15 protein-coding genes, 6 tRNA genes, 3 rRNA genes and 2 pseudogenes are annotated in these 21704 nt (G+C 40.0%); 6 read left to right on the top strand and 20 right to left on the bottom strand.

Going from position 1 to position 21704, the window contains the following annotated elements; genetic code table 11:
* Positions 1-36 precede the first annotated feature (36 nt).
* Positions 37-1401, bottom strand: a complete 1365-nt coding sequence (rlmD, locus tag E3C75_RS04210) for a 23S rRNA (uracil(1939)-C(5))-methyltransferase RlmD (RefSeq protein ID WP_004197313.1) — start codon at positions 1399-1401, stop codon at positions 37-39.
* Between the two features lie 34 nt (positions 1402-1435).
* Here rlmD and recX point away from each other — a divergent pair, with 34 nt between their 5' ends.
* Together recX and ntdP are read left to right on the top strand one after the other, a co-directional pair.
* Positions 1436-2212, top strand: coding sequence for a recombination regulator RecX (gene recX, locus E3C75_RS04205; RefSeq protein ID WP_002949763.1), 777 nt, complete (start codon positions 1436-1438; stop codon positions 2210-2212).
* Between the two features lie 70 nt (positions 2213-2282).
* On the top strand, positions 2283-2816 hold the full coding sequence (gene ntdP / locus E3C75_RS04200) for a nucleoside tri-diphosphate phosphatase (protein ID WP_002949762.1): 534 nt from the start codon (positions 2283-2285) through the stop codon (positions 2814-2816).
* A gap of 29 nt (positions 2817-2845) precedes the next feature.
* Here ntdP and E3C75_RS04195 read toward each other — a convergent pair whose 3' ends face one another.
* The gene (locus E3C75_RS04195; protein WP_084829200.1) at positions 2846-3505 is read right to left on the bottom strand and encodes a DUF1803 domain-containing protein; all 660 of its coding nucleotides are present in this window, start codon (positions 3503-3505) and stop codon (positions 2846-2848) included.
* Positions 3506-3631: 126 nt separating this feature from the next.
* Between E3C75_RS04195 and E3C75_RS04190 the strand changes: the two genes are divergently transcribed.
* On the top strand, positions 3632-4807 hold the full coding sequence (locus E3C75_RS04190; protein WP_111679259.1) for an IS256-like element IS1191 family transposase: 1176 nt from the start codon (positions 3632-3634) through the stop codon (positions 4805-4807).
* 71 nt (positions 4808-4878) lie between these two features.
* Here the strand turns inward: E3C75_RS04190 and E3C75_RS04185 are convergent, their stop codons facing one another.
* Positions 4879-5811, bottom strand: a complete 933-nt coding sequence (locus E3C75_RS04185) for a manganese-dependent inorganic pyrophosphatase (RefSeq protein WP_084828512.1) — start codon at positions 5809-5811, stop codon at positions 4879-4881.
* A gap of 214 nt (positions 5812-6025) precedes the next feature.
* Here E3C75_RS04185 and E3C75_RS04180 point away from each other — a divergent pair.
* Positions 6026-7275: pseudogene (locus E3C75_RS04180) on the top strand (ISL3 family transposase).
* 44 nt (positions 7276-7319) lie between these two features.
* On the opposite strand, the gene E3C75_RS04175 reads toward E3C75_RS04180, so the two are convergent.
* From E3C75_RS04175 to E3C75_RS04120, 12 genes are all read right to left on the bottom strand, one after another.
* Positions 7320-7391, bottom strand: a tRNA-Glu gene (locus E3C75_RS04175).
* 7 nt (positions 7392-7398) lie between these two features.
* Positions 7399-7471, bottom strand: a tRNA-Thr gene (locus E3C75_RS04170).
* Between the two features lie 45 nt (positions 7472-7516).
* Positions 7517-7589, bottom strand: a tRNA-Lys gene (locus tag E3C75_RS04165).
* Between the two features lie 19 nt (positions 7590-7608).
* A tRNA-Asp gene (locus tag E3C75_RS04160) sits at positions 7609-7681 on the bottom strand.
* A 2-nt stretch (positions 7682-7683) separates the two neighbouring features.
* Positions 7684-7756, bottom strand: a tRNA-Val gene (locus E3C75_RS04155).
* A 5-nt stretch (positions 7757-7761) separates the two neighbouring features.
* Positions 7762-7877, bottom strand: a 5S ribosomal RNA gene (gene rrf / locus E3C75_RS04150).
* 83 nt (positions 7878-7960) lie between these two features.
* Positions 7961-10860, bottom strand: a 23S ribosomal RNA gene (locus E3C75_RS04145).
* A 147-nt stretch (positions 10861-11007) separates the two neighbouring features.
* A tRNA-Ala gene (locus E3C75_RS04140) sits at positions 11008-11080 on the bottom strand.
* Between the two features lie 54 nt (positions 11081-11134).
* Positions 11135-12682 (bottom strand): 16S ribosomal RNA (locus tag E3C75_RS04135).
* Together the 16S, 23S and 5S rRNA genes with 6 tRNA genes alongside form the textbook arrangement of a ribosomal RNA operon.
* Before the next feature lie 404 nt (positions 12683-13086).
* The gene (hpf, locus tag E3C75_RS04130; protein WP_084828511.1) at positions 13087-13635 is read right to left on the bottom strand and encodes a ribosome hibernation-promoting factor, HPF/YfiA family; all 549 of its coding nucleotides are present in this window, start codon (positions 13633-13635) and stop codon (positions 13087-13089) included.
* Positions 13636-13713: 78 nt separating this feature from the next.
* On the bottom strand, positions 13714-14376 hold the full coding sequence (locus E3C75_RS04125) for a ComF family protein (RefSeq protein ID WP_100262556.1): 663 nt from the start codon (positions 14374-14376) through the stop codon (positions 13714-13716).
* The gene (locus tag E3C75_RS04120) at positions 14357-15676 is read right to left on the bottom strand and encodes an ATP-dependent helicase ComFA (protein WP_084828509.1); all 1320 of its coding nucleotides are present in this window, start codon (positions 15674-15676) and stop codon (positions 14357-14359) included. Before E3C75_RS04120 ends, E3C75_RS04125 begins: the two co-directional genes overlap by 20 nt.
* A gap of 54 nt (positions 15677-15730) precedes the next feature.
* Between E3C75_RS04120 and E3C75_RS04115 the strand changes: the two genes are divergently transcribed.
* Together E3C75_RS04115 and cysK are read left to right on the top strand one after the other, a co-directional pair.
* A complete protein-coding gene (locus E3C75_RS04115; RefSeq protein ID WP_011680769.1) occupies positions 15731-16357 on the top strand; it encodes a YigZ family protein in 627 nt (208 codons plus the stop codon).
* 101 nt (positions 16358-16458) lie between these two features.
* Positions 16459-17385 (top strand): cysteine synthase A, encoded by a 927-nt coding sequence (cysK, locus tag E3C75_RS04110; protein ID WP_014621180.1) that lies wholly within the window; start codon positions 16459-16461, stop codon positions 17383-17385.
* Positions 17386-17550: 165 nt separating this feature from the next.
* Here the strand turns inward: cysK and E3C75_RS04105 are convergent.
* From E3C75_RS04105 to E3C75_RS04085, 5 genes and pseudogenes are all read right to left on the bottom strand, one after another.
* Positions 17551-18213: pseudogene (locus tag E3C75_RS04105) on the bottom strand (CBS and ACT domain-containing protein).
* A gap of 135 nt (positions 18214-18348) precedes the next feature.
* Positions 18349-19059, bottom strand: a complete 711-nt coding sequence (locus tag E3C75_RS04100) for an ABC transporter ATP-binding protein (RefSeq protein WP_014607989.1) — start codon at positions 19057-19059, stop codon at positions 18349-18351.
* Positions 19059-19823: an ABC transporter ATP-binding protein gene (locus E3C75_RS04095; protein ID WP_111679257.1), complete on the bottom strand. Its 765-nt coding sequence runs from the start codon at positions 19821-19823 to the stop codon at positions 19059-19061. The genes E3C75_RS04100 and E3C75_RS04095 overlap by 1 nt, the downstream gene beginning before the upstream one ends.
* Before the next feature lie 2 nt (positions 19824-19825).
* On the bottom strand, positions 19826-20776 hold the full coding sequence (locus E3C75_RS04090; protein ID WP_011225510.1) for a branched-chain amino acid ABC transporter permease: 951 nt from the start codon (positions 20774-20776) through the stop codon (positions 19826-19828).
* A gap of 3 nt (positions 20777-20779) precedes the next feature.
* Entirely contained in the window at positions 20780-21664 is an 885-nt protein-coding gene (locus E3C75_RS04085; protein WP_011225509.1) for a branched-chain amino acid ABC transporter permease, read from the bottom strand.
* Between the last annotated feature and the right edge of the window lie 40 nt (positions 21665-21704).

The following is a 21704-nucleotide window of genomic DNA, read 5'->3' as shown; positions in this document are numbered from 1 at the left end:
ATTTTCCAATAATTTTGAAAATTTTTGTTTATCATGTTAGTTTTTATTACATTTCTTAGTCAGCTTTACAACTGCTTCTGTCCGAGCAGTGTGAGGAAACATATCTACTGACTGAATATAGTTCACATCATATACCTTAGCTAAAGAAACTAAATCTCTTGCCAAAGTAGATACATTACATGAGACATATACCATTTTTTTGGGAGTATATTCCAGTATAGTTTTAAGTAACTTACTATCCAAACCCGTTCTCGGTGGATCTACAATAAGAGCATCCGCTCGATACCCTTCCTTATACCAGCGAGGAATAATATCTTCAGCTTTTCCTACCTCATAGTGAGCATTATCCAGTCCAAGTGACTCAGCATTTTTTCTAGCATCTTCGATAGCTTCCGGAATAATATCCATTCCCCGAATGGTGCTCACTTTTTTTGCAAATGCAAGTCCAATAGTACCAACACCACAATAAGCATCAATAAGGTGTTCAGACTTATCGACTTCCAAAGCTTCAACTGCCTGACCATAGAGCACTTCAGTTTGCTTAGGATTCAACTGGTAGAAGGCACGAGGAGAAAGTGCGAAGTTATAGTCTAGAACCTCTTCTTGGATTGTATCTTGACCCCAGATAATTTCCGTCTCTTGGCCATAAATCTCACTGGATTTCGAATAGTTATAATTGACAGCAACTGTTACAATTTCAGGATAACTTAAAGTTAACTCCTTCACCAACTTAGTCAAAGAAACAGGATTAGATGTTACAAAAATTAGCTGGACCTGATTAGACCCTAAAGCACGTCGTATCATAACTGTGCGAATCCCGGAAATTTTGCGCTCATTATAAATCGGTAGCTTGTATTTATCTAGCAAATTTGTCACTTTATTCATAATCGCTTGCGTTAACTCATCTTGAACCAAACAATCATCAATATTGATTAGTCGATGACTTCCTTCCGCAAATAAGCCAGCCTTAACTGAGCCACCAAAAGAACGTATTTGAAATTGTAGTTTAGCACGATAATGTTGTGGTTGCTTCATTCCTATTGTTGGACGAATCTCATAAGACTCAAAATTAGCCGGTTTGAACTTTTTCAAAGCTTGTCCTAACAGGTCCGTTTTAAACTCTAATTGTTTATCATAACGAAGATGCATCAACTGGCAACCACCACACTCTTCATAGACACCACATTCAGGATCAACACGAAACTTGGAAGCTTTATTAATTTTTAATAGTTTTGCCTGAACAAAGTTTCTCTTAACCGAAACAATCTGACAAAACACCTCTTCTCCCTTCAAAGCTCCAGGAACAAAAACCAGTGTTTTTTTATAAAAACCAATACCCTCACCATTGATCCCCATTCGTTTAATCTTAAGCGGGATACGTTGTTTCACTTGTAAATTCATACTACCATTCTAACATTTTGATATAATAATAACTATGAAAATCACAAAAATAGAGAAGAAAAAAAGGCTCTATCTCGTTGAGATAGATAAAAAAGAGAGTCTCTATGTTACAGAAGACACCATCGTCAAGTACATGTTAACAAAAGAAATGGCACTTAGTAAAGATCAGCTAGAAGATATTAAGAACTTTGCACAGTTCTCACATGGTAAAAATCTGGCCCTTTATTTTATTTCCTTTAAACAACGTACTGAAAAAGAAGTAAGAGACTATCTTTTTAAACATGAAATAAATCCACATATAATTCCCCAAATCATTGATAATCTAAAGAAAGACCATTGGATTGATGATTATAAACTCCTAGAAAGCCTAGCTCAACAGAATTTAAATTCAGGAGATAAAGGTGCCTATGCCTTGAAGCAAAAATGGCTACAAAAAGGCTGTGAGAAACAAGTCATTGACGAGGTATTAACCCAATTTGATTTCTCGGAAGTAGCAATTAAAGTAACTTCAAAACTATTACGAAAATATCAGGGAAAATTACCAACCAAATCTCTAAAGGATAAATTGATTCAGAACCTCATTAATAAAGGCTTTTCATTCCAAGAAAGTAAGAACGCTATTAACCAACTAGAACTAGAAGCCGATGAAGAAAATGAACAAGCTCTCCTTTATAAAGAAATAGAAAAGCAATATCAAAAATTTAGTAAAAAATACGATGGTTATGAACTTAAGCAACACCTCACACAATCTTTGTTCCGAAAAGGTTATGACTTTGATGCTATAGCCTCCGCTCTAAGAGAATATTTCTAAGAATTTCCCCTCTTTTCTCAAAATTATGATACAATAATGAAGATAACCGCTATTGTAGAAAGAGGACGCCATGAAATTACCAAAAGAAGGCGACTTTATCACAATTCAAAGTTATAAGCATGATGGTAGATTGCACCGTACTTGGCGCGATACTATGGTACTAAAGACAACTGAGAATGCTGTTATTGGCGTTAACGATCATACCCTCGTTACTGAAGCAGATGGGAGACGATGGGTAACTCGTGAACCTGCTATTGTTTATTTCCACAAAAAATACTGGTTTAATATTATAGCCATGATCAGGGATAACGGCATTTCCTACTACTGCAATTTAGCCAGTCCATATGTTTTGGACCAAGAAGCGCTAAAATATATTGACTATGACTTAGATGTCAAAGTTTTCGCTGATGGTGAGAAAAAATTGCTAGATGTAGATGAGTATGAAATACATAAAAAAGAAATGCATTACTCTCCTGATATTGACTATATCTTAAAGGAACATGTTAAAATCTTAGTAGATTGGATTAACAATGGTAAAGGGCCATTTTCACAATCTTATGTTAACATCTGGTACAAACGTTATCTTGAACTAAGGAATCGTTAAAGTTGTCATAAAAAAGACTAGTAATAAAACTAGTCTTTTTTTGCACAAAAAACTAATGCTTCGGAGTCTAAATCCATATTTAGAATATAACGCCCATCTTCTACTTGAATAAGATATCCTAATAGTTCTAAAGCATCAACAAAAATATTCCTCCTCTTTTGAAGAGCGTACTCCCTTCTTACAAATTTTAAAAGAAATGTTGTGACATGCTTTAAGAAATATTCAGGATTAAGATCACCTAATAAGTTATATAATCTGTTTTGTTCTTCCGTTAATGAAAGATTTTCTCTTAACTTATAAAAATAATTTGAAATCGTAAGATCGTTTCTCGTGATACTTGTGTGTTCAATAATAATCACTTCATTAGTAGAATTAGTCATCTCAGTAACAAATCTACACTCTAATAGTTCTTGATAAGAAGGAGAATCACTTTCAATAAAGAAATGCTGGTATAAATCAATTGTAGAAGGATCTGAAACTAAAGAAATTAATAAACGGTAACGTTTCTCAGACCTCTCAATATAACCAACTTTAACAAACTCCTCAATCAATTTATCTATATTCTTTTGTAATGGAAACTGATTTTTTATTTCTCTCAAAGTTACAGGCTGATAGTGATATAGATAATTCAGCAATTCCATAAAAAAAGGCTGATTACTTAATTTATTTGGGTTAAATTGTATTATCATAACAAGTATTATACCATTAATCAGCACACTAAAAAAAGGGTAGTGTAAAATAAGTTGTGTAAACACAAAAAGGAATAAATCCGTTATAGTAGAGTTGCAAAACATTACTATAACGGATTTATTCCTATGACTCAGTTTACCACAGAACTACTTAACTTCCTAGCCCAAAAGCAAGATATTGATGAATTTTTCCGTACTTCTCTTGAAACAGCTATGAATGATCTGCTTCAAGCAGAGTTATCAGCCTTTTTAGGGTATGAACCTTACGATAAATTAGGCTATAATTCTGGGAATAGTCGTAACGGAAGCTATGCACGGAAATTCGAAACCAAATATGGGACTGTTCAGTTGAGTATTCCTAGAGATCGTAATGGGAACTTTAGTCCAGCTTTGCTTCCCGCTTATGGACGTCGAGATGACCACTTGGAAGAGATGGTTATCAAACTCTATCAAACCGGTGTAACGACTCGAGAAATTAGTGATATCATCGAGCGAATGTATGGTCATCACTATAGTCCTGCCACAATTTCTAATATCTCAAAAGCAACTCAGGAGAATGTCGCTACTTTTCATGAGCGAAGCTTAGAAGCCAATTACTCTGTTTTATTTCTTGACGGAACCTATCTTCCCTTAAGACGTGGAACCGTTAGTAAAGAATGTATTCATATCGCACTTGGCATTACACCAGAAGGACAGAAGGCTGTTCTTGGATATGAAATCGCCCCAAATGAAAACAATGCTTCTTGGTCCACCCTGTTAGACAAGCTTCAAAACCAAGGAATCCAACAGGTTTCTCTTGTAGTGACCGATGGCTTCAAGGGGCTTGAAGAGATTATCAATCAGGCTTACCCATTAGCTAAACAACAACGTTGCTTAATTCATATTAGTCGAAATCTGGCTAGTAAAGTGAAACGAGCAGATAGAGCGGTTATTCTGGAGCAATTTAAAACGATTTATCGTGCTGAAAATTTAGAAATGGCAGTGCAAGCTTTAGAGAACTTTATCGCCGAATGGAAACCAAAGTATAGGAAAGTCATGGAAAGTCTGGAGAATACGGATAATCTTTTAACTTTTTATCAGTTTTCCTACCAGATTTGGCATAGCATTTATTCGACAAACCTCATTGAGTCTCTTAACAAAGAAATCAAACGTCAAACGAAAAAGAAGGTCCTTTTTCCTAACGAGGAGGCTCTGGAACGTTATTTAGTTACCCTGTTTGAAGATTATAATTTCAAGCAAAATCAACGCATCCATAAAGGGTTTGGCCAATGTGCTGACACACTTGAAAGCTTATTTGATTAACATTCTTCAACTCTACTTGAGTGTTTACACATAATTATTGACAGTATCAAAAAAAGGCCTACAAAGCCTTTTTACACATTGAAACTTTCAGTCAATTGAGGAACAACTTGCTTCTTACGAGAAACTACTCCTTTAAGGAAAGCATGGTTATTTTCTAAAACAAAGTTAAAAGCTTTTTCAATTTTATCAGTATTTGATCCGAGTGCGAGAATTTCTGAATTTGAGTTAAGAATATCAGTAATCATTAACACAAAGTCAGAGTACCCGTTACTTTTAATTGAGCTATTGATAGCTTCTTCAATTTCCGCTTGACGTGAAAGAACATCAGAAATATCAACAGTATTCACCTGAGCAACGCGAACTTGATTCCCATTCAATTCAAATGTTTTTGCATCAATATCAATGAGTTCTTCAGCTGATTTAGAAGAAAGATTAGTACCAGCCTTAAGCATGGCAAGACCATATTCTTCTAAATTAACTCCAGCAAGTCGAGCAAGTTCTTCAGCTACTGCAGGATCTGAAGCATGTGTCGTTGGTGATTTAAGTAAAAGAGTATCAGAAATCAAACCTGACAAAAGCAAACCAGCTACATCTTTAGGAATTTCAACATTATTTTCTTTAAACATGCGATAAACAATCGAAGAAGCTGAACCTACAGGTTCTAAACGCATCATTAATGGATTAGCCGTCTCAAAGTTAGCCACACGGTGGTGATCCACTACTTCAATAACTTCTACATCCTTAATATCTGAAATAGATTGTTGAAACTCATTATGGTCAGTAAGAATAACTTGATTTACCCCCTCAGACTGTGCTGACTCAACAACACGAGGAGCATTTACAGAAAAATAGTCAAGTACAAAAGCAGTCTCTTCATTTGGAGTACCCAAAGCAACAGCCTCAGCCTCAACACCAAGTTGACGTTTCAAATAAGCATATCCATAAGACGAACCAATAGCATCAGAATCAGGATTTTGGTGGCCAAACACAAAAATTTTAGACATAAATTCACCTCAAAAAATTTTACTATATAATATTATAACATATAAGAAAAAGAAACAAAATAAAAAGAGTAACCTAAGTTACTCAAATATAGTGGCTCTATAATTTCTGTAGTGGGTAAAACTACTGTAGGGATTATAGAGCTTTTTGAGTGTACACAAAAAGTCCCATAAGAACTATAATGAAAAGCAACCAAACCATCATTAGGAAGAACTTTTGAGACCTATTAAGAATAACACAGAATTAATCGGAATCAAAGACCAAAATATCAAGATTTCACTTGTTTTTGAAACTGACACTCATATCGAGATTCAAGCAAAATTTGATTACCCTGCACCATCATGTCCTCATTGCCATGGAAAGATGATCAAGTACGACTTTCAAAAGCCTTCTAAAATCCCTCTTCTCGAGCAAGCGGGAACGCCAACTCTACTACGTCTGAAAAAACGTCGTTTCCAGTGTAAAAGTTGTAGGAGAGTAAGGGTGGCTGAGACATCTATCGTTGAGAAAAACTGCCAAATCTCCAATCTAGTCCGACAAAAAGTTACACAACTCCTAACTGAGAAAGTGTCACTAACTGATATTGCAAGAAGACTTCGCGTGTCGACGTCCACTGTCTATCGTAAGCTTGATCAGTTTACTTTCAAGGAACATTATGACAAACTCCCTGCTGTTATGTCCTGGGATGAGTTTGGGTTCAAGAAAGGGGAATTGGCTTTTGTGGCGCAGAATTATGAGACAAACGAACTCATAACCATCCTTGATAATCGCCGCCAAACTACTATACGAAACTACTTTTTGAAGTATCTACTGAAAGTCCGACAACAGGTACAGTTTATCACGATGGATATGTCTGGAGCTTATATTCCACTGGCTCGCAAGCTCTTTCCAAACGCAAAAATCTTTCTTGATCGTTTCCACATCATCCAGCACCTTGGACGCGCCTTTTTAAAGACAAGAATTGCAATTATGAACCAGTTCGATAAGAAGTCACTACCCTATCGAGCCCTGAAAAATCACTGGCGACTCTTCCAAAAGGACAGCCGTAAACTATCTCTCAACTCTTTTTATTCAAAGACTTTCCGCCAAACTTTAGCACCACATGAAGTTGTTGCGAAGACACTAGTCTTTTCAAAAGAGCTTACTGACTACTATACACTTTATCAGCTTTTGCTTTTTCACTTTCAGGAGAAGAGAGTAGATGAGTTCTTTGAACTGATAGAGGAAAATAGGAGCAAGGTCAAGCATTATTTTCAAACTGTCTTTAGGACTTTTCTTAGACACAAGCAATACATCAAAAACGCACTAGAAACGGACTATTCAAACGCAAAACTTGAAGCGACTAATAAGTTGATCAAAGACATCAAACGTTTGGGCTTCGGTTTTAGAAACTTTATCAACTTTAAGAAACGTGTCTTCATCACACTGAACATACATAAAAAAAGGACCTATCCGGTCCTCTCTAGATGTTAGCTTTTCGTCATCCACTACAGTTGACAAAGAGCCAATATAGTCCGTACGGGATTCGAACCCGTGTTACCGCCGTGAAAAGGCGGTGTCTTAACCCCTTGACCAACGGACCATCTTAATGCCGGCTACATGACTTGAACACGCGACCCTCTGATTACAAATCAGATGCTCTACCAACTGAGCTAAGCCGGCTAACTTTTTTCTAATGCGGGTTCAAGTCCGCCACACCCGCATATATGACCCGTACTGGGCTCGAACCAGTGACCCATTGATTAAAAGTCAATTGCTCTACCAACTGAGCTAACGAGTCTCAAATATTTCTACTTGAACGGTCCCGACGGGAATCGAACCCGCGATCTTCGCCGTGACAGGGCGACGTGATAACCGCTACACCACGGGACCTATGGGAGTTAACGGGATCGAACCGCTGACCCTCTGCTTGTAAGGCAGATGCTCTCCCAGCTGAGCTAAACTCCCTATTTGCTAAGCGACTACCGTATCTAACAGGGGGCAACCCCCAACTACATCAGGCGTACTAGGGCTTAACTTCTGTGTTCGGCATGGGAACAGGTGTATCTCCTAGGCTATCGTCACTTAACTCTGAGTATTCTCAACTCAAAATTGAATATCTATACTGTATCAAGAAACCAAATCGTTGTCAATATATCTCAGTTACTTTCGTTGGATAAGTCCTCGAGCTATTAGTATTAGTCCGCTACATGTGTCACCACACTTCCACTTCTAACCTATCAACCTGATCATCTCTCAGGGCTCTTACTGATATAAAATCATGGGAAATCTCATCTTGAGGTGGGCTTCACACTTAGATGCTTTCAGCGTTTATCCCTTCCCTACATAGCTACCCAGCGATGCTCTTGGCAGAACAACTGGTACACCAGCGGTAAGTCCACTCTGGTCCTCTCGTACTAGGAGCAGATCCTCTCAAATTTCCTACGCCCGCGACGGATAGGGACCGAACTGTCTCACGACGTTCTGAACCCAGCTCGCGTGCCGCTTTAATGGGCGAACAGCCCAACCCTTGGGACCGACTACAGCCCCAGGATGCGACGAGCCGACATCGAGGTGCCAAACCTCCCCGTCGATGTGAACTCTTGGGGGAGATAAGCCTGTTATCCCCAGGGTAGCTTTTATCCGTTGAGCGATGGCCCTTCCATACGGAACCACCGGATCACTAAGCCCGACTTTCGTCCCTGCTCGAGTTGTAGCTCTCGCAGTCAAGCTCCCTTATACCTTTACACTCTGCGAATGATTTCCAACCATTCTGAGGGAACCTTTGGGCGCCTCCGTTACCTTTTAGGAGGCGACCGCCCCAGTCAAACTGCCCGTCAGACACTGTCCCCGATAGGGATAACCTATCTGGGTTAGAGTAGCCATAACACAAGGGTAGTATCCCAACAACGCCTCACTCGAAACTGGCGTCCCGAGGTCATAGGCTCCTACCTATCCTGTACATGTGGTACAGATACTCAATATCAAACTGCAGTAAAGCTCCATGGGGTCTTTCCGTCCTGTCGCGGGTAACCTGCATCTTCACAGGTACTAAAATTTCACCGAGTCTCTCGTTGAGACAGTGCCCAAATCATTACGCCTTTCGTGCGGGTCGGAACTTACCCGACAAGGAATTTCGCTACCTTAGGACCGTTATAGTTACGGCCGCCGTTTACTGGGGCTTCAATTCATGCCTTCGCTTACGCTAAGCACTCCTCTTAACCTTCCAGCACCGGGCAGGCGTCACCCCCTATACATCATCTTACGATTTAGCAGAGAGCTGTGTTTTTGATAAACAGTTGCTTGGGCCTATTCACTGCGGCTGACCATCAGTCAGCGCCCCTTCTCCCGAAGTTACGGGGCCATTTTGCCGAGTTCCTTAACGAGAGTTCTCTCGCTCACCTGAGGCTACTCGCCTCGACTACCTGTGTCGGTTTGCGGTACGGGTAGAGTATAATTAACGCTAGAAGCTTTTCTCGGCAGTGTGACATCACTAACTTCGCTACTAAACTTCGCTCCCCATCACAGCTCAATGTTAAAGATATAAGCATTTGACTCATATCACACCTCACTGCTTGGCCAGACACTTCCAATCGTCTGGTTTAGTTAGCCTACTGCGTCCCTCCATCACTATATACTCTAGTACAGGAATATCAACCTGTTGTCCATCGGATACACCTTTCGGTCTCTCCTTAGGTCCCGACTAACCCAGGGCGGACGAGCCTTCCCCTGGAAACCTTAGTCTTACGGTGGACAGGATTCTCACCTGTCTTTCGCTACTCATACCGGCATTCTCACTTCTATGCGCTCCAGCACTCCTCACGGTACACCTTCTTCGCACATAGAACGCTCTCCTACCATACCTATAAAGGTATCCACAGCTTCGGTAATATGTTTTAGCCCCGGTACATTTTCGGCGCAGGGTCACTCGACTAGTGAGCTATTACGCACTCTTTGAATGAATAGCTGCTTCTAAGCTAACATCCTAGTTGTCTGTGCAACCCCACATCCTTTTCCACTTAACATATATTTTGGGACCTTAGCTGGTGGTCTGGGCTGTTTCCCTTTCGACTACGGATCTTAGCACTCGCAGTCTGACTGCCGATTATATCTCATTGGCATTCGGAGTTTATCTGAGATTGGTAATCCGGGATGGACCCCTCACCCAAACAGTGCTCTACCTCCAAGAGACTTAACATCGACGCTAGCCCTAAAGCTATTTCGGAGAGAACCAGCTATCTCCAAGTTCGTTTGGAATTTCTCCGCTACCCACAAGTCATCCAAGCACTTTTCAACGTGCCCTGGTTCGGTCCTCCAGTGAGTTTTACCTCACCTTCAACCTGCTCATGGGTAGGTCACATGGTTTCGGGTCTACGACATGATACTAATGCGCCCTATTAAGACTCGGTTTCCCTACGGCTCCGTCTCTTCAACTTAACCTCGCATCATATCGTAACTCGCCGGTTCATTCTACAAAAGGCACGCTCTCACCCATTAACGGGCTCGAACTTGTTGTAGGCACACGGTTTCAGGTTCTATTTCACTCCCCTCCCGGGGTGCTTTTCACCTTTCCCTCACGGTACTGGTTCACTATCGGTCACTAAAGAGTATTTAGGGTTGGGAGATGGTCCTCCCAGATTCCGACGAGATTTCTCGTGTCTCGCCGTACTCAGGATACTGCTAGGTATAAAGACTATTTCGAATACGAGGCTATTACTCTCTTTGGCCTACCTTCCCAGGTAGTTCTTCTATAATCTTTAAGTCCACGTTGCAGTCCTACAACCCCGAAGAGTAAACTCTTCGGTTTGCCCTCTTGCCGTTTCGCTCGCCGCTACTAAGGCAATCGCTTTTGCTTTCTCTTCCTACAGCTACTTAGATGTTTCAGTTCACTGCGTCTTCCTCTACATTACCTTAACAGTAATGAGTGACAGGCATTACCTGCCGGGTTCCCCCATTCGGACATCTCTGGATCATTGCTCACTTACAGCTCCCCAAAGCATTTCGTCGTTAGTCACGTCCTTCATCGGCTTCTAGTGCCAAGGCATCCACCGTGCGCCCTTATTAACTTAACCTTATTTTTGGCCTTTCGACCTAACTCATTAAATATTCACAGCGTTTCGGTTTATTTTCTTGTTACTATCTATATGTAATTACTTACATATGGAATTTGATATAGATATTCAATTTTCAATGGACAATACTTGAATCTTTCGATTCAATGGAGCCTAGCGGGATCGAACCGCTGACCTCCTGCGTGCAAAGCAGGCGCTCTCCCAGCTGAGCTAAGGCCCCACAAGACCTCTCAAAACTAAATAAGAAACTCAAGTACATTCCGTTTTTCCTTAGAAAGGAGGTGATCCAGCCGCACCTTCCGATACGGCTACCTTGTTACGACTTCACCCCAATCATCTGTCCCACCTTAGGCGGCTGGCTCCAAAAGGTTACCTCACCGACTTCGGGTGTTACAAACTCTCGTGGTGTGACGGGCGGTGTGTACAAGGCCCGGGAACGTATTCACCGCGGCGTGCTGATCCGCGATTACTAGCGATTCCGACTTCATGTAGGCGAGTTGCAGCCTACAATCCGAACTGAGATTGGCTTTAAGAGATTAGCTCGCCGTCACCGACTCGCAACTCGTTGTACCAACCATTGTAGCACGTGTGTAGCCCAGGTCATAAGGGGCATGATGATTTGACGTCATCCCCACCTTCCTCCGGTTTATTACCGGCAGTCTCGCTAGAGTGCCCAACTGAATGATGGCAACTAACAATAGGGGTTGCGCTCGTTGCGGGACTTAACCCAACATCTCACGACACGAGCTGACGACAACCATGCACCACCTGTCACCGATGTACCGAAGTAACTTTCTATCTCTAGAAATAGCATCGGGATGTCAAGACCTGGTAAGGTTCTTCGCGTTGCTTCGAATTAAACCACATGCTCCACCGCTTGTGCGGGCCCCCGTCAATTCCTTTGAGTTTCAACCTTGCGGTCGTACTCCCCAGGCGGAGTGCTTAATGCGTTAGCTGCGGCACTGAATCCCGGAAAGGATCCAACACCTAGCACTCATCGTTTACGGCGTGGACTACCAGGGTATCTAATCCTGTTCGCTCCCCACGCTTTCGAGCCTCAGCGTCAGTTACAGACCAGAGAGCCGCTTTCGCCACCGGTGTTCCTCCATATATCTACGCATTTCACCGCTACACATGGAATTCCACTCTCCCCTTCTGCACTCAAGTTTGACAGTTTCCAAAGCGAACTATGGTTGAGCCACAGCCTTTAACTTCAGACTTATCAAACCGCCTGCGCTCGCTTTACGCCCAATAAATCCGGACAACGCTCGGGACCTACGTATTACCGCGGCTGCTGGCACGTAGTTAGCCGTCCCTTTCTGGTAAGCTACCGTCACAGTGTGAACTTTCCACTCTCACACCCGTTCTTGACTTACAACAGAGCTTTACGATCCGAAAACCTTCTTCACTCACGCGGCGTTGCTCGGTCAGGGTTGCCCCCATTGCCGAAGATTCCCTACTGCTGCCTCCCGTAGGAGTCTGGGCCGTGTCTCAGTCCCAGTGTGGCCGATCACCCTCTCAGGTCGGCTATGTATCGTCGCCTAGGTGAGCCATTACCTCACCTACTAGCTAATACAACGCAGGTCCATCTTGTAGTGGAGCAATTGCCCCTTTCAAATAAATGACATGTGTCATCCATTGTTATGCGGTATTAGCTATCGTTTCCAATAGTTATCCCCCGCTACAAGGCAGGTTACCTACGCGTTACTCACCCGTTCGCAACTCATCCAAGAAGAGCAAGCTCCTCTCTTCAGCGTTCTACTTGCATGTATTAGGCACGCCGCCAGCGTTCGTCCTGAGCCAGGATCAAACTCTCATTAATACTTTAATAATTGTTCGAGCGTTAACTCATTACCGTCGTCTGACGATTTATTCTTGTAAATTGACAGGTTATAATTCTTCTATCATAACCCTGCACTTGGTTTCTTATTCAGTTCTCAAAGGTCTTTGACTCTCTTGAGACAACTTCTATATTCTAGCAAAGACAGAATATCTTGTCAACACTTTTTTTGAAGTTTTTTTCTCTTCTTCGTGCTGGCCGTCTCTCACGAAACAGCTTATTTATAATATCATCCCTTCTTAAACTTGTCAATAACTTTTTTAAAGTTTTGGAACCTTTACGAGTTAGAGACAAATCGCTTAAGACAACTTTTATATCTTAGCACCCTTTTGGATAGCTGTCAAGAGGTTTTTAAAAAAATAATAAGCAGGTTTATACCCTGCTTATTATTTTGCTTCAATCAAGCCATAGTTACCATCTTCACGCTTATATAGTACGTTAGTTGTATGATCTTCGCTATCAGTATAGATAAAGAAATAGTGTCCCAACAACTCCATTTGAAGAATTGCTTCTTCAACATCCATTGGTTTCAACTCAATATTTTTAGTTCTCACAACTTCAACAGCTGGTGCTTCTTCAACTTCTTCTTTATTGAATTCAGTCGAGAACATTTCACCGGTTGGAACTTTCTCACGATGCTTACGTGCAATTTTTGTTTTATTTTTACGGATTTGTCTTGCAATCTTATCGACCACTAAGTCAATAGAACCATACATATCTTGTGAAACATCTTCTGCACGTAGTGTTACAGAACCTGTAGGGATAGTAACTTCTACTTTAGCTGTCTTTTCGCGATAAACCTTAAGATTTACTCGTGCATGTAGTTCTAGGTCTTCGTGGAAGTATTTTTCAACTTTGCTAAGTTTACTTTCAACATAGTCACGAAGTGCTTCAGTTACTTCGATGTTTTCGCCACGGATACTATATTTAATCATAAAAGACCTCTTTCTCGCTTGTTAGCGTTTTCTTTATCTTTATTATATCCTTTTCATGAAAATTTGCAAGTTTTTTTATTATCTAGCTAAGGAAAATGTCAAAACTTCTTTGACATCTAAATTATCTAATAGTTTGACCATTTGATACAGGGTAGATCCTGTTGTGTAAATATCATCGATTATGATGATCTTACTTGGTAGCTCAATACCTTTCTTCAAACTGAAAGAATTATCTTGACTTAACCGCTCTTCGCGTGTTCTCGAGGATTGCTTCTCGATCTCTCTTTTTTCAAAAATGTTTTTATAGGGGATTCCCTCTAGTAATCCTTTAACTTGATTGAATCCTCTCTCTTCCAGGCGTTCTTCCGACAAGGGGACAGGTACTAAGATATAACCTTTCTTTAAAAAAGACTTTAAATTGGCTTTAATTTCTTGTTGAAATATTTTTCTAAGACAATAATCTCCCATAAATTTATAGCGACTAAAATACTCTTTCATGTTTTCTTCATAACGATAAATGGCAAAATGTTTTGGAATATAGCCTTTTTTCGCCCAAATTTTGCAATCAAAGCAACTATTTCCATCTATTATTTTATAACAATTTGAACATCTCGCCTTCCCAAGCTTTTTAAATTGAGCTTTACAATCTTCACAAGAATACTCTCTTCTTTGTTTAAACATAATTAAATCACTTAATTGATCTACTGGTTCAATCCATTCATTACATAGTAGACACTTCATTTTCAAACCCTCCTTTTTTATTCATTGCATTTATTTCTTTCCGACATTGCAACATTGATTTAGATAATCCTTCATGAAAGAAATAGAGTTTCCCTGTAGGTCTCTCGGGCGAACGCCCCACCCTACCACCAATCTGAATAAGACTCGAACTAGTATATAAGTGATGATTTGCCATACAAACAAAAACATCTACTTGTGGAAAGGTAACACCACGTTCGAGAATAGTTGTCGTCACTAAGATTGACAATTCTTTTTTTCGGAATTTCTCTACGATGGTTGAACGCTCCTCGCTTTTTGATGAAACAAAGGCTATGTTTTCAGTAGGGAGATATTTTTTTAGGGTAATACTAAACTTTTCACCTAATGCTATATTGGGAAAAAAGATTAATAGAGGAAAATTTGATTTACGCTGCTTCTTAATCTGGTGAATTAGAGACCTTGGAAGCTTCTCGTTCGTCAACGACTTTTGTAACCTTCCTTGCCAAAAGAAACGAGGAAGGACTAAAGGATTTCCGTGGAAACGACTAGCAAGGTGATGCTTTTCTATAGCTCCAAGGCGCACTTGCTCTTCTAAAGCTAATGTAGAAGTTGCTGTTAAGTAAATATACCGGCCTGTTTCCGTCTTTGCCTGTTTAACAGCATGATTTAACATGACATTCCCTACAAATGGAAAGGCATCAACTTCATCAACAATAATCAAGTCAAAGCTATGATAAAATTTTAGTAATTGATGAGTGGTAGCTATAACGAGCGGACTACCATCATATGGTTCACTATCAGCATGAAGCAGAGAAATACTACAAGTAAAATCTTTCTGCATGCGTAGAAACAATTCTCGACAAACATCAACTCGGGGACTTGCGATGACGACACGATTTTTATTTTCAAGAACATAGGCAACAATATTATAAATTATCTCTGTCTTGCCAGCACCAGTCACTGCATGAACAAGACTGTGTTTTTGATTTTTATAAGTCTTTAAAAGCTTTTCCGAGACCTCATTTTGATAAGGAGTCAGTTTTCCTGACCATTTCAAGACAGGAAAATCTACTTCTGATTTTTCTGAGGGAAAGTAATAGAGTTCTTTTCCTTCTTGGTTTCGACCAAAGACAATACACGCTCTACAATAATACTGACCATTCGGTAATTGCCAATCTTCCTCTATTCGACTATAACATCTTTTACATCTAAGTTTTTTATCAACCTTTATCATACTTTCTAATTTTACAGCCTCTGAGAGATAGTCCACTGGTAACTGTTCTTTCGTAAATAGTCGTCCATAATATTCTTTAGGTATCATATCTTTCTATTCGAAAATATGTTTGAATTCACCTTTTTATGATAAAATTTTTTTATGGATTACAAAACAATTGCCAACGATGGAATCGTTGAAGAAGAAATCAAAAAATCTCGTTTTATTTGTCACTTGAAACGCATTAGCAATGAAGAAGAAGGAAGGGAGTATATCGCTCAGATTAAGAAAGAGCATCACAAGGCCAATCACTCTTGCTCTGCAATGATTGTCGGAGAAGATGGTCAAATTAAGCGTTCTAGTGATGACGGTGAACCTTCTGGAACTGCTGGTGTGCCCATGCTCACCGTTCTAGAAAAACAAGGACTTACCAATGTCGTAGCAGTTGTGACTCGCTATTTTGGTGGGATCAAGTTAGGTACTGGTGGCCTTATTCGCGCTTACTCAGGTAGTGTTGCCCATGCAATCGAAGAAATTGGTCGAGTTGATGTCAAGGAATTAACTGGGCTAACCGTAGAGTTAACCTACTCTCAATATCAAGTCTTCTCCAATTTCCTTGAAAAAGAAGGGATCCAAGAATTTGATACAACTTTCCTATCCGATGTTTCTACAACCTTGTTTGTTGAAGAGTCTGAGATTGAAAGACTTGGTCAAGAGCTTACTGAATTCTATCAAGGAAAAGTAAATTATAAAAAATCCGGTAAGAAAATTGTTGAGATACCTATCTGATAGTCAAACATTATCACAGTGATAAAGAAGATGTATTTTACAAGTTAGGTCTACCGTCGTATACTTAAAACCATCAATTAAAGATAAAGAGGATTTTGAATATGACAATTTACAATTCAATTACCGAACTTGTTGGAAGAACACCAATTATTAAACTTAATTCTATTGTCCCAGAAGGATCAGCAGATGTTTATGTTAAACTCGAAGCATTTAATCCTGGTTCTTCAGTTAAAGACCGTATTGCTCTTCGTATGATTGAAGATGCTGAAAAAGCTGGAATAATTAAACCTGGTAATACTATTATTGAACCAACTTCTGGTAATACAGGTATCGGTCTTGCTTGGGTTGGCGCTGCTAAAGGTTACAAGGTAGTCATCGTAATGCCTGACACAATGAGTGTTGAACGTCGTAAAATCATCCAAGCCTACGGTGCTGAACTTGTTTTGACTCCTGGTAGCGAAGGAATGAAAGGTGCTATCGCTAAGGCTAAAGAAGTTGCTGCTGAGCGCGATGGTTGGGTGCCACTCCAATTTGCTAACCCTTCAAATCCAGCTGCCCATGCTGATACAACTGGTCAAGAGATTCTTGAAGACTTTGGGGCAGATGGTTTGGATGCATTCGTAGCTGGTATCGGTACCGGTGGTACTATTTCGGGTGTTTCTAAAACTCTGAAAGCTGCTAATCCAAACATCAAAGTTTATGGTATTGAAGCTGACGAATCTGCTGTCTTGAACGGTGATAAACCAGGACCACACAAAATTCAAGGTATCTCAACTGGCTTTATCCCTGACACATTGAATACAAAATCATATGATAGCGTTGTACGTATTCCTTCTGATGAGGCTATCTCAACATCACGTACATTGGGTAGCAAGGAAGGTTTCCTAGCTGGTATCTCATCAGGTGCTGCTATTGCTGCTGCTCTTAAAGTTGCTGCTGAACTCGGCGAAGGTAAAAAAGTATTGACACTTTTGCCTGATAATGGTGAGCGTTACCTTTCTACAACACTTTATGATTTCCAAAACTAACAAAAACAGAAGCTGACATTTAATGTTCTAGCTTCTGTTTTTGTTGTTAAAACCTTATAGCCAGCTGTACTGATCGTTCCAATAGAAAAACAACCCGTTGCTAATATACTGACCTATGGGAGTAGGACACCGAAAAAACTCGTTTAGTCTTGACTCCTTTTCTTATTAGTCTAATTCTTTTGCTTCTGTTTCAGCAATTTCAGTAACTGTAACCCCTGCTTCTACAAAAACTTCTTTAAGGTGTTCTGGTTCTACATCCCCTTCAACTTGTAGTTCGACGCAAAGCATGGGATCAGTTTTTGGTGCAACAATTGTACGTTCAATGTTGAGATTTTCACTAGAAATGAGGTTAGCAATTTTTTCCAAAACATGTGGATTATCTGGCACTTCAAGTCCAATACGGATTCCGTCTTGACCATATCCTGAGATTTCCAAAAAAAGCATGGAATACATCTTTATCTGTAATAATTCAAGAAATTTGGTCATTATCTACTACTGGAAGAACTCCAACCTTGTTTTGAAGCATTATGTAGACAGCGTCTCCTCAAGGCTAGCATATTTGGAAACAGTAAGGACATTTTTAATCATGATATCTCCTACTTTTGTCTTGTTAAGGAGATAGTTCATTTCATAAATTGATAAACTTGTTGCTTTTGATGGTGAAGCCTCCGCCATTGTACCTTCTGTAATAAGACCAACCAGTTTGTCGTGTTCAATTACTGGCAAACGACGCAAACCTTTGTCACGTATAATGTCTGCAGCTGTTGCAACTGTTGTTTCTGGTGAGACGTAAACCACACGTTTTGTCATAAAATCTTTTACTGCTATGTTTCATTTTCCTCCGAATGATTTCTTACTTGTATTATACCACACTAGTTGTAACCGATTGCATTATTTTGCTGAAAAATTAGTACCTTACAATCAGTCTGAGACTATAGAAAAAACGCCCTTGGGCGCTTTTTCTTATCCTCCAAGATAGGCTTTACGAACTTCGTCTGATGCAAGAAGTTCTTTACCAGTACCTGAAAGAACCACTTTTCCAGTTTCAAGAACGTAACCACGATCCGCAATTGATAATGCCTTATTGGCATTTTGTTCAATCAAAAGAACTGTAGTTCCTTGCGCCTTGATGTCTTCAATAATATCAAAGATTTCTTGAATAAAGATTGGAGCAAGCCCCATTGAAGGTTCATCCAAAAGCAAAAGTTTCGGACGACTCATGAGGGCACGACCCATCGCTAGCATCTGTTGCTCACCACCAGAAAGTGTTGCAGCGTCTTGATTCTTACGTTCTTCTAGACGTGGGAAACGTTGGAAGACTTTTTTCAATAGAGCTGCATTTTCTTCTTTATTTGTATGAAGGAAAGCGCCCATTTCAAGATTTTCCATTACAGTTAATCCTGCAAAGACGTGACGTCCTTCAGGCACTTGAGCCAAACCTTCTGCAACAATCTTTCGAGCAGGTGTTTTGTGAATTTCATTTCCAAGGTAAGAAATCGTTCCTTCAGTTGGACGAACAAGACCCGAGATTGTACGAAGAATAGATGTTTTACCTGCTCCATTGGCTCCGATAAGAGTTACAACTTCACCTTCATTAACTTCAAAGCTAACGTTTTTAACAGCTTCGATAGATCCATATTTAATTGAGAGATTTTCAACTTTTAACATAGCCATTATGCTTCACCTCCCAAGTAAGCTTCAATAACACGCTTGTTATTCTTAATTTCATCAGGGGTTCCTTCTGCAATCAAGCGTCCATATTCTAAAACATAGATACGCTCAGTGACATCCATGACCAAACTCATATCGTGCTCAATCAAGATAATTGTAATACCGAAATCTTTTTGAATTTGACGAATATGAGCAGTCAACTCAGCTGTTTCTTGTGGATTCATACCAGCAGCTGGTTCATCAAGGAAAAGAATTTTAGGTTCCGTTGCAAGCGCACGAACAATCTCCAAGTGACGTTGTTGTCCATAAGCCAAGTTTTTCGCAAGCGTATCTGCCTCACCATCCAAGTTAAAGATAGCCAAGAGCTTCATAGCTTTGTCTTTCAACTCTTCCTCACTTGAATAGTACTTAGGTAAGCGCAAAAGAGATGCAAAGAAATTTGAAGGTTGCTTATTTGATAAACCAACAAGAACATTTTCAAGTACAGTCATGTCTTTGAAAAGGCGGATATTTTGGAAAGTACGTGACAAACCGAGTGACGCAATCTTGTAAGGTGCTTTACCGTTGAGAACTATACTATCAAGCGTTACAGTCCCTTCACTTGGCTCATAGACACCAGTCAAAAGGTTGAACAAGGTTGTTTTACCAGCACCGTTTGGCCCTATTAGTCCAACCAACTCACCTTCATTGAGTTCCATTGAAACATCACCAACAGCAGTCAAACCACCAAAGTTTTTAGTTAAATTTTTAACTTCAAGAAGTGCCATTTTTATTTGCCCTCCTTAGATTTATTGAAGAATTTTGAGAGATAGAGTTCTTTTGTTCCAAGAAGCCCACCTGGACGGAAGAGCATTACAAGAATCAAAGCCAATGCGTAAATAATCATACGAAGGTTTGAAACGTTTTGGAGGAACATGTTGATAATACCAAGAACAACAGCAGCAATGATAGTACCTGTAATTGATCCAAGACCTCCAAGAACGGCAATGATAAGGTAATCAATTGATTTCATGATTGCGAAGTCTTTTGGCACAACAGTCCCGATATAGCTGACATAAAGTGAACCAGCAATCGCTGAAATCATGGCACCGATAACGAATATAATAACCTTCAGTTTTGTAACATTGACACCCATTGACTCTGCAGCAATTTCATCTTCACGAATAGTAATTGCTTGGCGACCAGTTGCTGAACGCAAGAAATTGAGTACCAAGATTGTAATAATAACCACAAAGAAATAGATGACAGGCCAGCTTGTATAAGGAAGAATTCCAGTCAAACCAGCGGCACCATTGGTCAATTCACCACCATTAACGATAATGATACGGATGATTTCAGCCATACCAAGAGTTGCAATGGCAAGATAGTCACCTTTCAAACGAAGGGTAGGTATACCAAAAATAAGAGCAACGACAGCTGCGATGATGACACCTACAACCATGGAGAGATAGAAACCATCATAAGTTGGCATCATGCCAGTGATGATAGCTGATGAGTACGCACCGATTGCCATGAAACCGGCTTGTCCAAGTGTAAATTGTCCGGAGAAACCAAGAACTAAGTTAGTACCAAGTCCCATAAGGATTGAAATCCCAATCCCCATTAAGATTTGGATGTAGTAAAGATTCATGATACCTGAAAGTTCAAGACCTTTCAAGATAAGGAAGAGTCCAATGATAAGACCAAACCAAATAAGGTTTACTTTTAGATTTTTCTTCATGTCTTACACCTTCTCTTTCACATTTTTACCAAGAATACCCGCTGGACGAAGCAAGAGGATAACTATCAAGACACCATAAACGATGGCATCACGGTAGCTTGATAAACCAATTGCAGTTGACAAAGTTTCCAAAATACCAATAACAAAACCACCGAGTGCTGCACCAGGAATAATACCGATACCACCAAGAACAGCAGCAACAAAAGCTTTAATACCTGGAGTCATCCCCATAAGAGGTTCAATTGAGTTATAGTAAAGACCAATGAGGACACCGGCAGCCCCTGCAAGTGATGATCCAAGAGCAAAAGTGAAGCTAATCGTATTATTAACACTAATACCCATCAACTCCGCTGCATCGCTATCAACAGACACAGCACGCATAGCTTTACCCATCTTAGTCTTCTTAACGATCAATTGAAGAGCAACCATAAGCACAAGAGCAACTACCAAAATGAGCAATTGCACATTTGTAACAGAGATTGAACCAAGATGATAAGTATGCACCTTGATTGATTGTGGGAATGAACGTGTATCTGCACCTACAAAGTAAACCATGATGTACTCAAGAAAGAATGACACACCAATGGCCGTAATCAAGGCAGAAATACGTGTCGAATTACGGAGTGGGCGATAAGCCAAGAACTCGATAACAACCCCTAAAATGGCACATACAATCATGGAAAACACAAGGGCAATCCAGAAGTTCATCTTCAAGCTGTTAATCGCATAGTAACCAACGAAGGCACCTATCATGTAGATGTCTCCATGGGCAAAGTTAATCAATTTGATAATCCCATAAACCATAGTATAACCAAGGGCAAGTAGTGCATAGATACTTCCCAAGATGATACCATTGACTAGTTGTTGTGGAAGTTGTTCAAAAAACATATATAACCAAACTTTCTAGTTTATTTTTAGTAAAGATAAG

Source organism: Streptococcus thermophilus (assembly GCF_010120595.1).
GTDB lineage: Bacteria > Bacillota > Bacilli > Lactobacillales > Streptococcaceae > Streptococcus > Streptococcus thermophilus.
The sequence above is the reverse complement of the archived record's forward strand: the minus strand, read 5'-3'. Positions and strand labels throughout refer to the sequence as shown.

Coding starts and splice junctions, on each gene's coding strand:
- E3C75_RS04085 (WP_011225509.1), bottom strand. CDS start 21,664: ATGTTTTTTGAACAACTTCCACAACAACTAGTCAATGGTATCATCTTG.
- E3C75_RS04090 (WP_011225510.1), bottom strand. CDS start 20,776: ATGAAGAAAAATCTAAAAGTAAACCTTATTTGGTTTGGTCTTATCATT.
- E3C75_RS04115 (WP_011680769.1), top strand. CDS start 15,731: ATGGATTACAAAACAATTGCCAACGATGGAATCGTTGAAGAAGAAATC.
- cysK (WP_014621180.1), top strand. CDS start 16,459: ATGACAATTTACAATTCAATTACCGAACTTGTTGGAAGAACACCAATT.
- rlmD (WP_004197313.1), bottom strand. CDS start 1,401: ATGAATTTACAAGTGAAACAACGTATCCCGCTTAAGATTAAACGAATG.
- E3C75_RS04125 (WP_100262556.1), bottom strand. CDS start 14,376: ATGAAGTGTCTACTATGTAATGAATGGATTGAACCAGTAGATCAATTA.
- hpf (WP_084828511.1), bottom strand. CDS start 13,635: ATGATTAAATATAGTATCCGTGGCGAAAACATCGAAGTAACTGAAGCA.
- E3C75_RS04095 (WP_111679257.1), bottom strand. CDS start 19,823: ATGGCACTTCTTGAAGTTAAAAATTTAACTAAAAACTTTGGTGGTTTG.
- ntdP (WP_002949762.1), top strand. CDS start 2,283: ATGAAATTACCAAAAGAAGGCGACTTTATCACAATTCAAAGTTATAAG.
- E3C75_RS04190 (WP_111679259.1), top strand. CDS start 3,632: ATGACTCAGTTTACCACAGAACTACTTAACTTCCTAGCCCAAAAGCAA.
- E3C75_RS04195 (WP_084829200.1), bottom strand. CDS start 3,505: ATGATAATACAATTTAACCCAAATAAATTAAGTAATCAGCCTTTTTTT.
- E3C75_RS04100 (WP_014607989.1), bottom strand. CDS start 19,059: ATGGCTATGTTAAAAGTTGAAAATCTCTCAATTAAATATGGATCTATC.
- E3C75_RS04185 (WP_084828512.1), bottom strand. CDS start 5,811: ATGTCTAAAATTTTTGTGTTTGGCCACCAAAATCCTGATTCTGATGCT.
- E3C75_RS04120 (WP_084828509.1), bottom strand. CDS start 15,676: ATGATACCTAAAGAATATTATGGACGACTATTTACGAAAGAACAGTTA.
- recX (WP_002949763.1), top strand. CDS start 1,436: ATGAAAATCACAAAAATAGAGAAGAAAAAAAGGCTCTATCTCGTTGAG.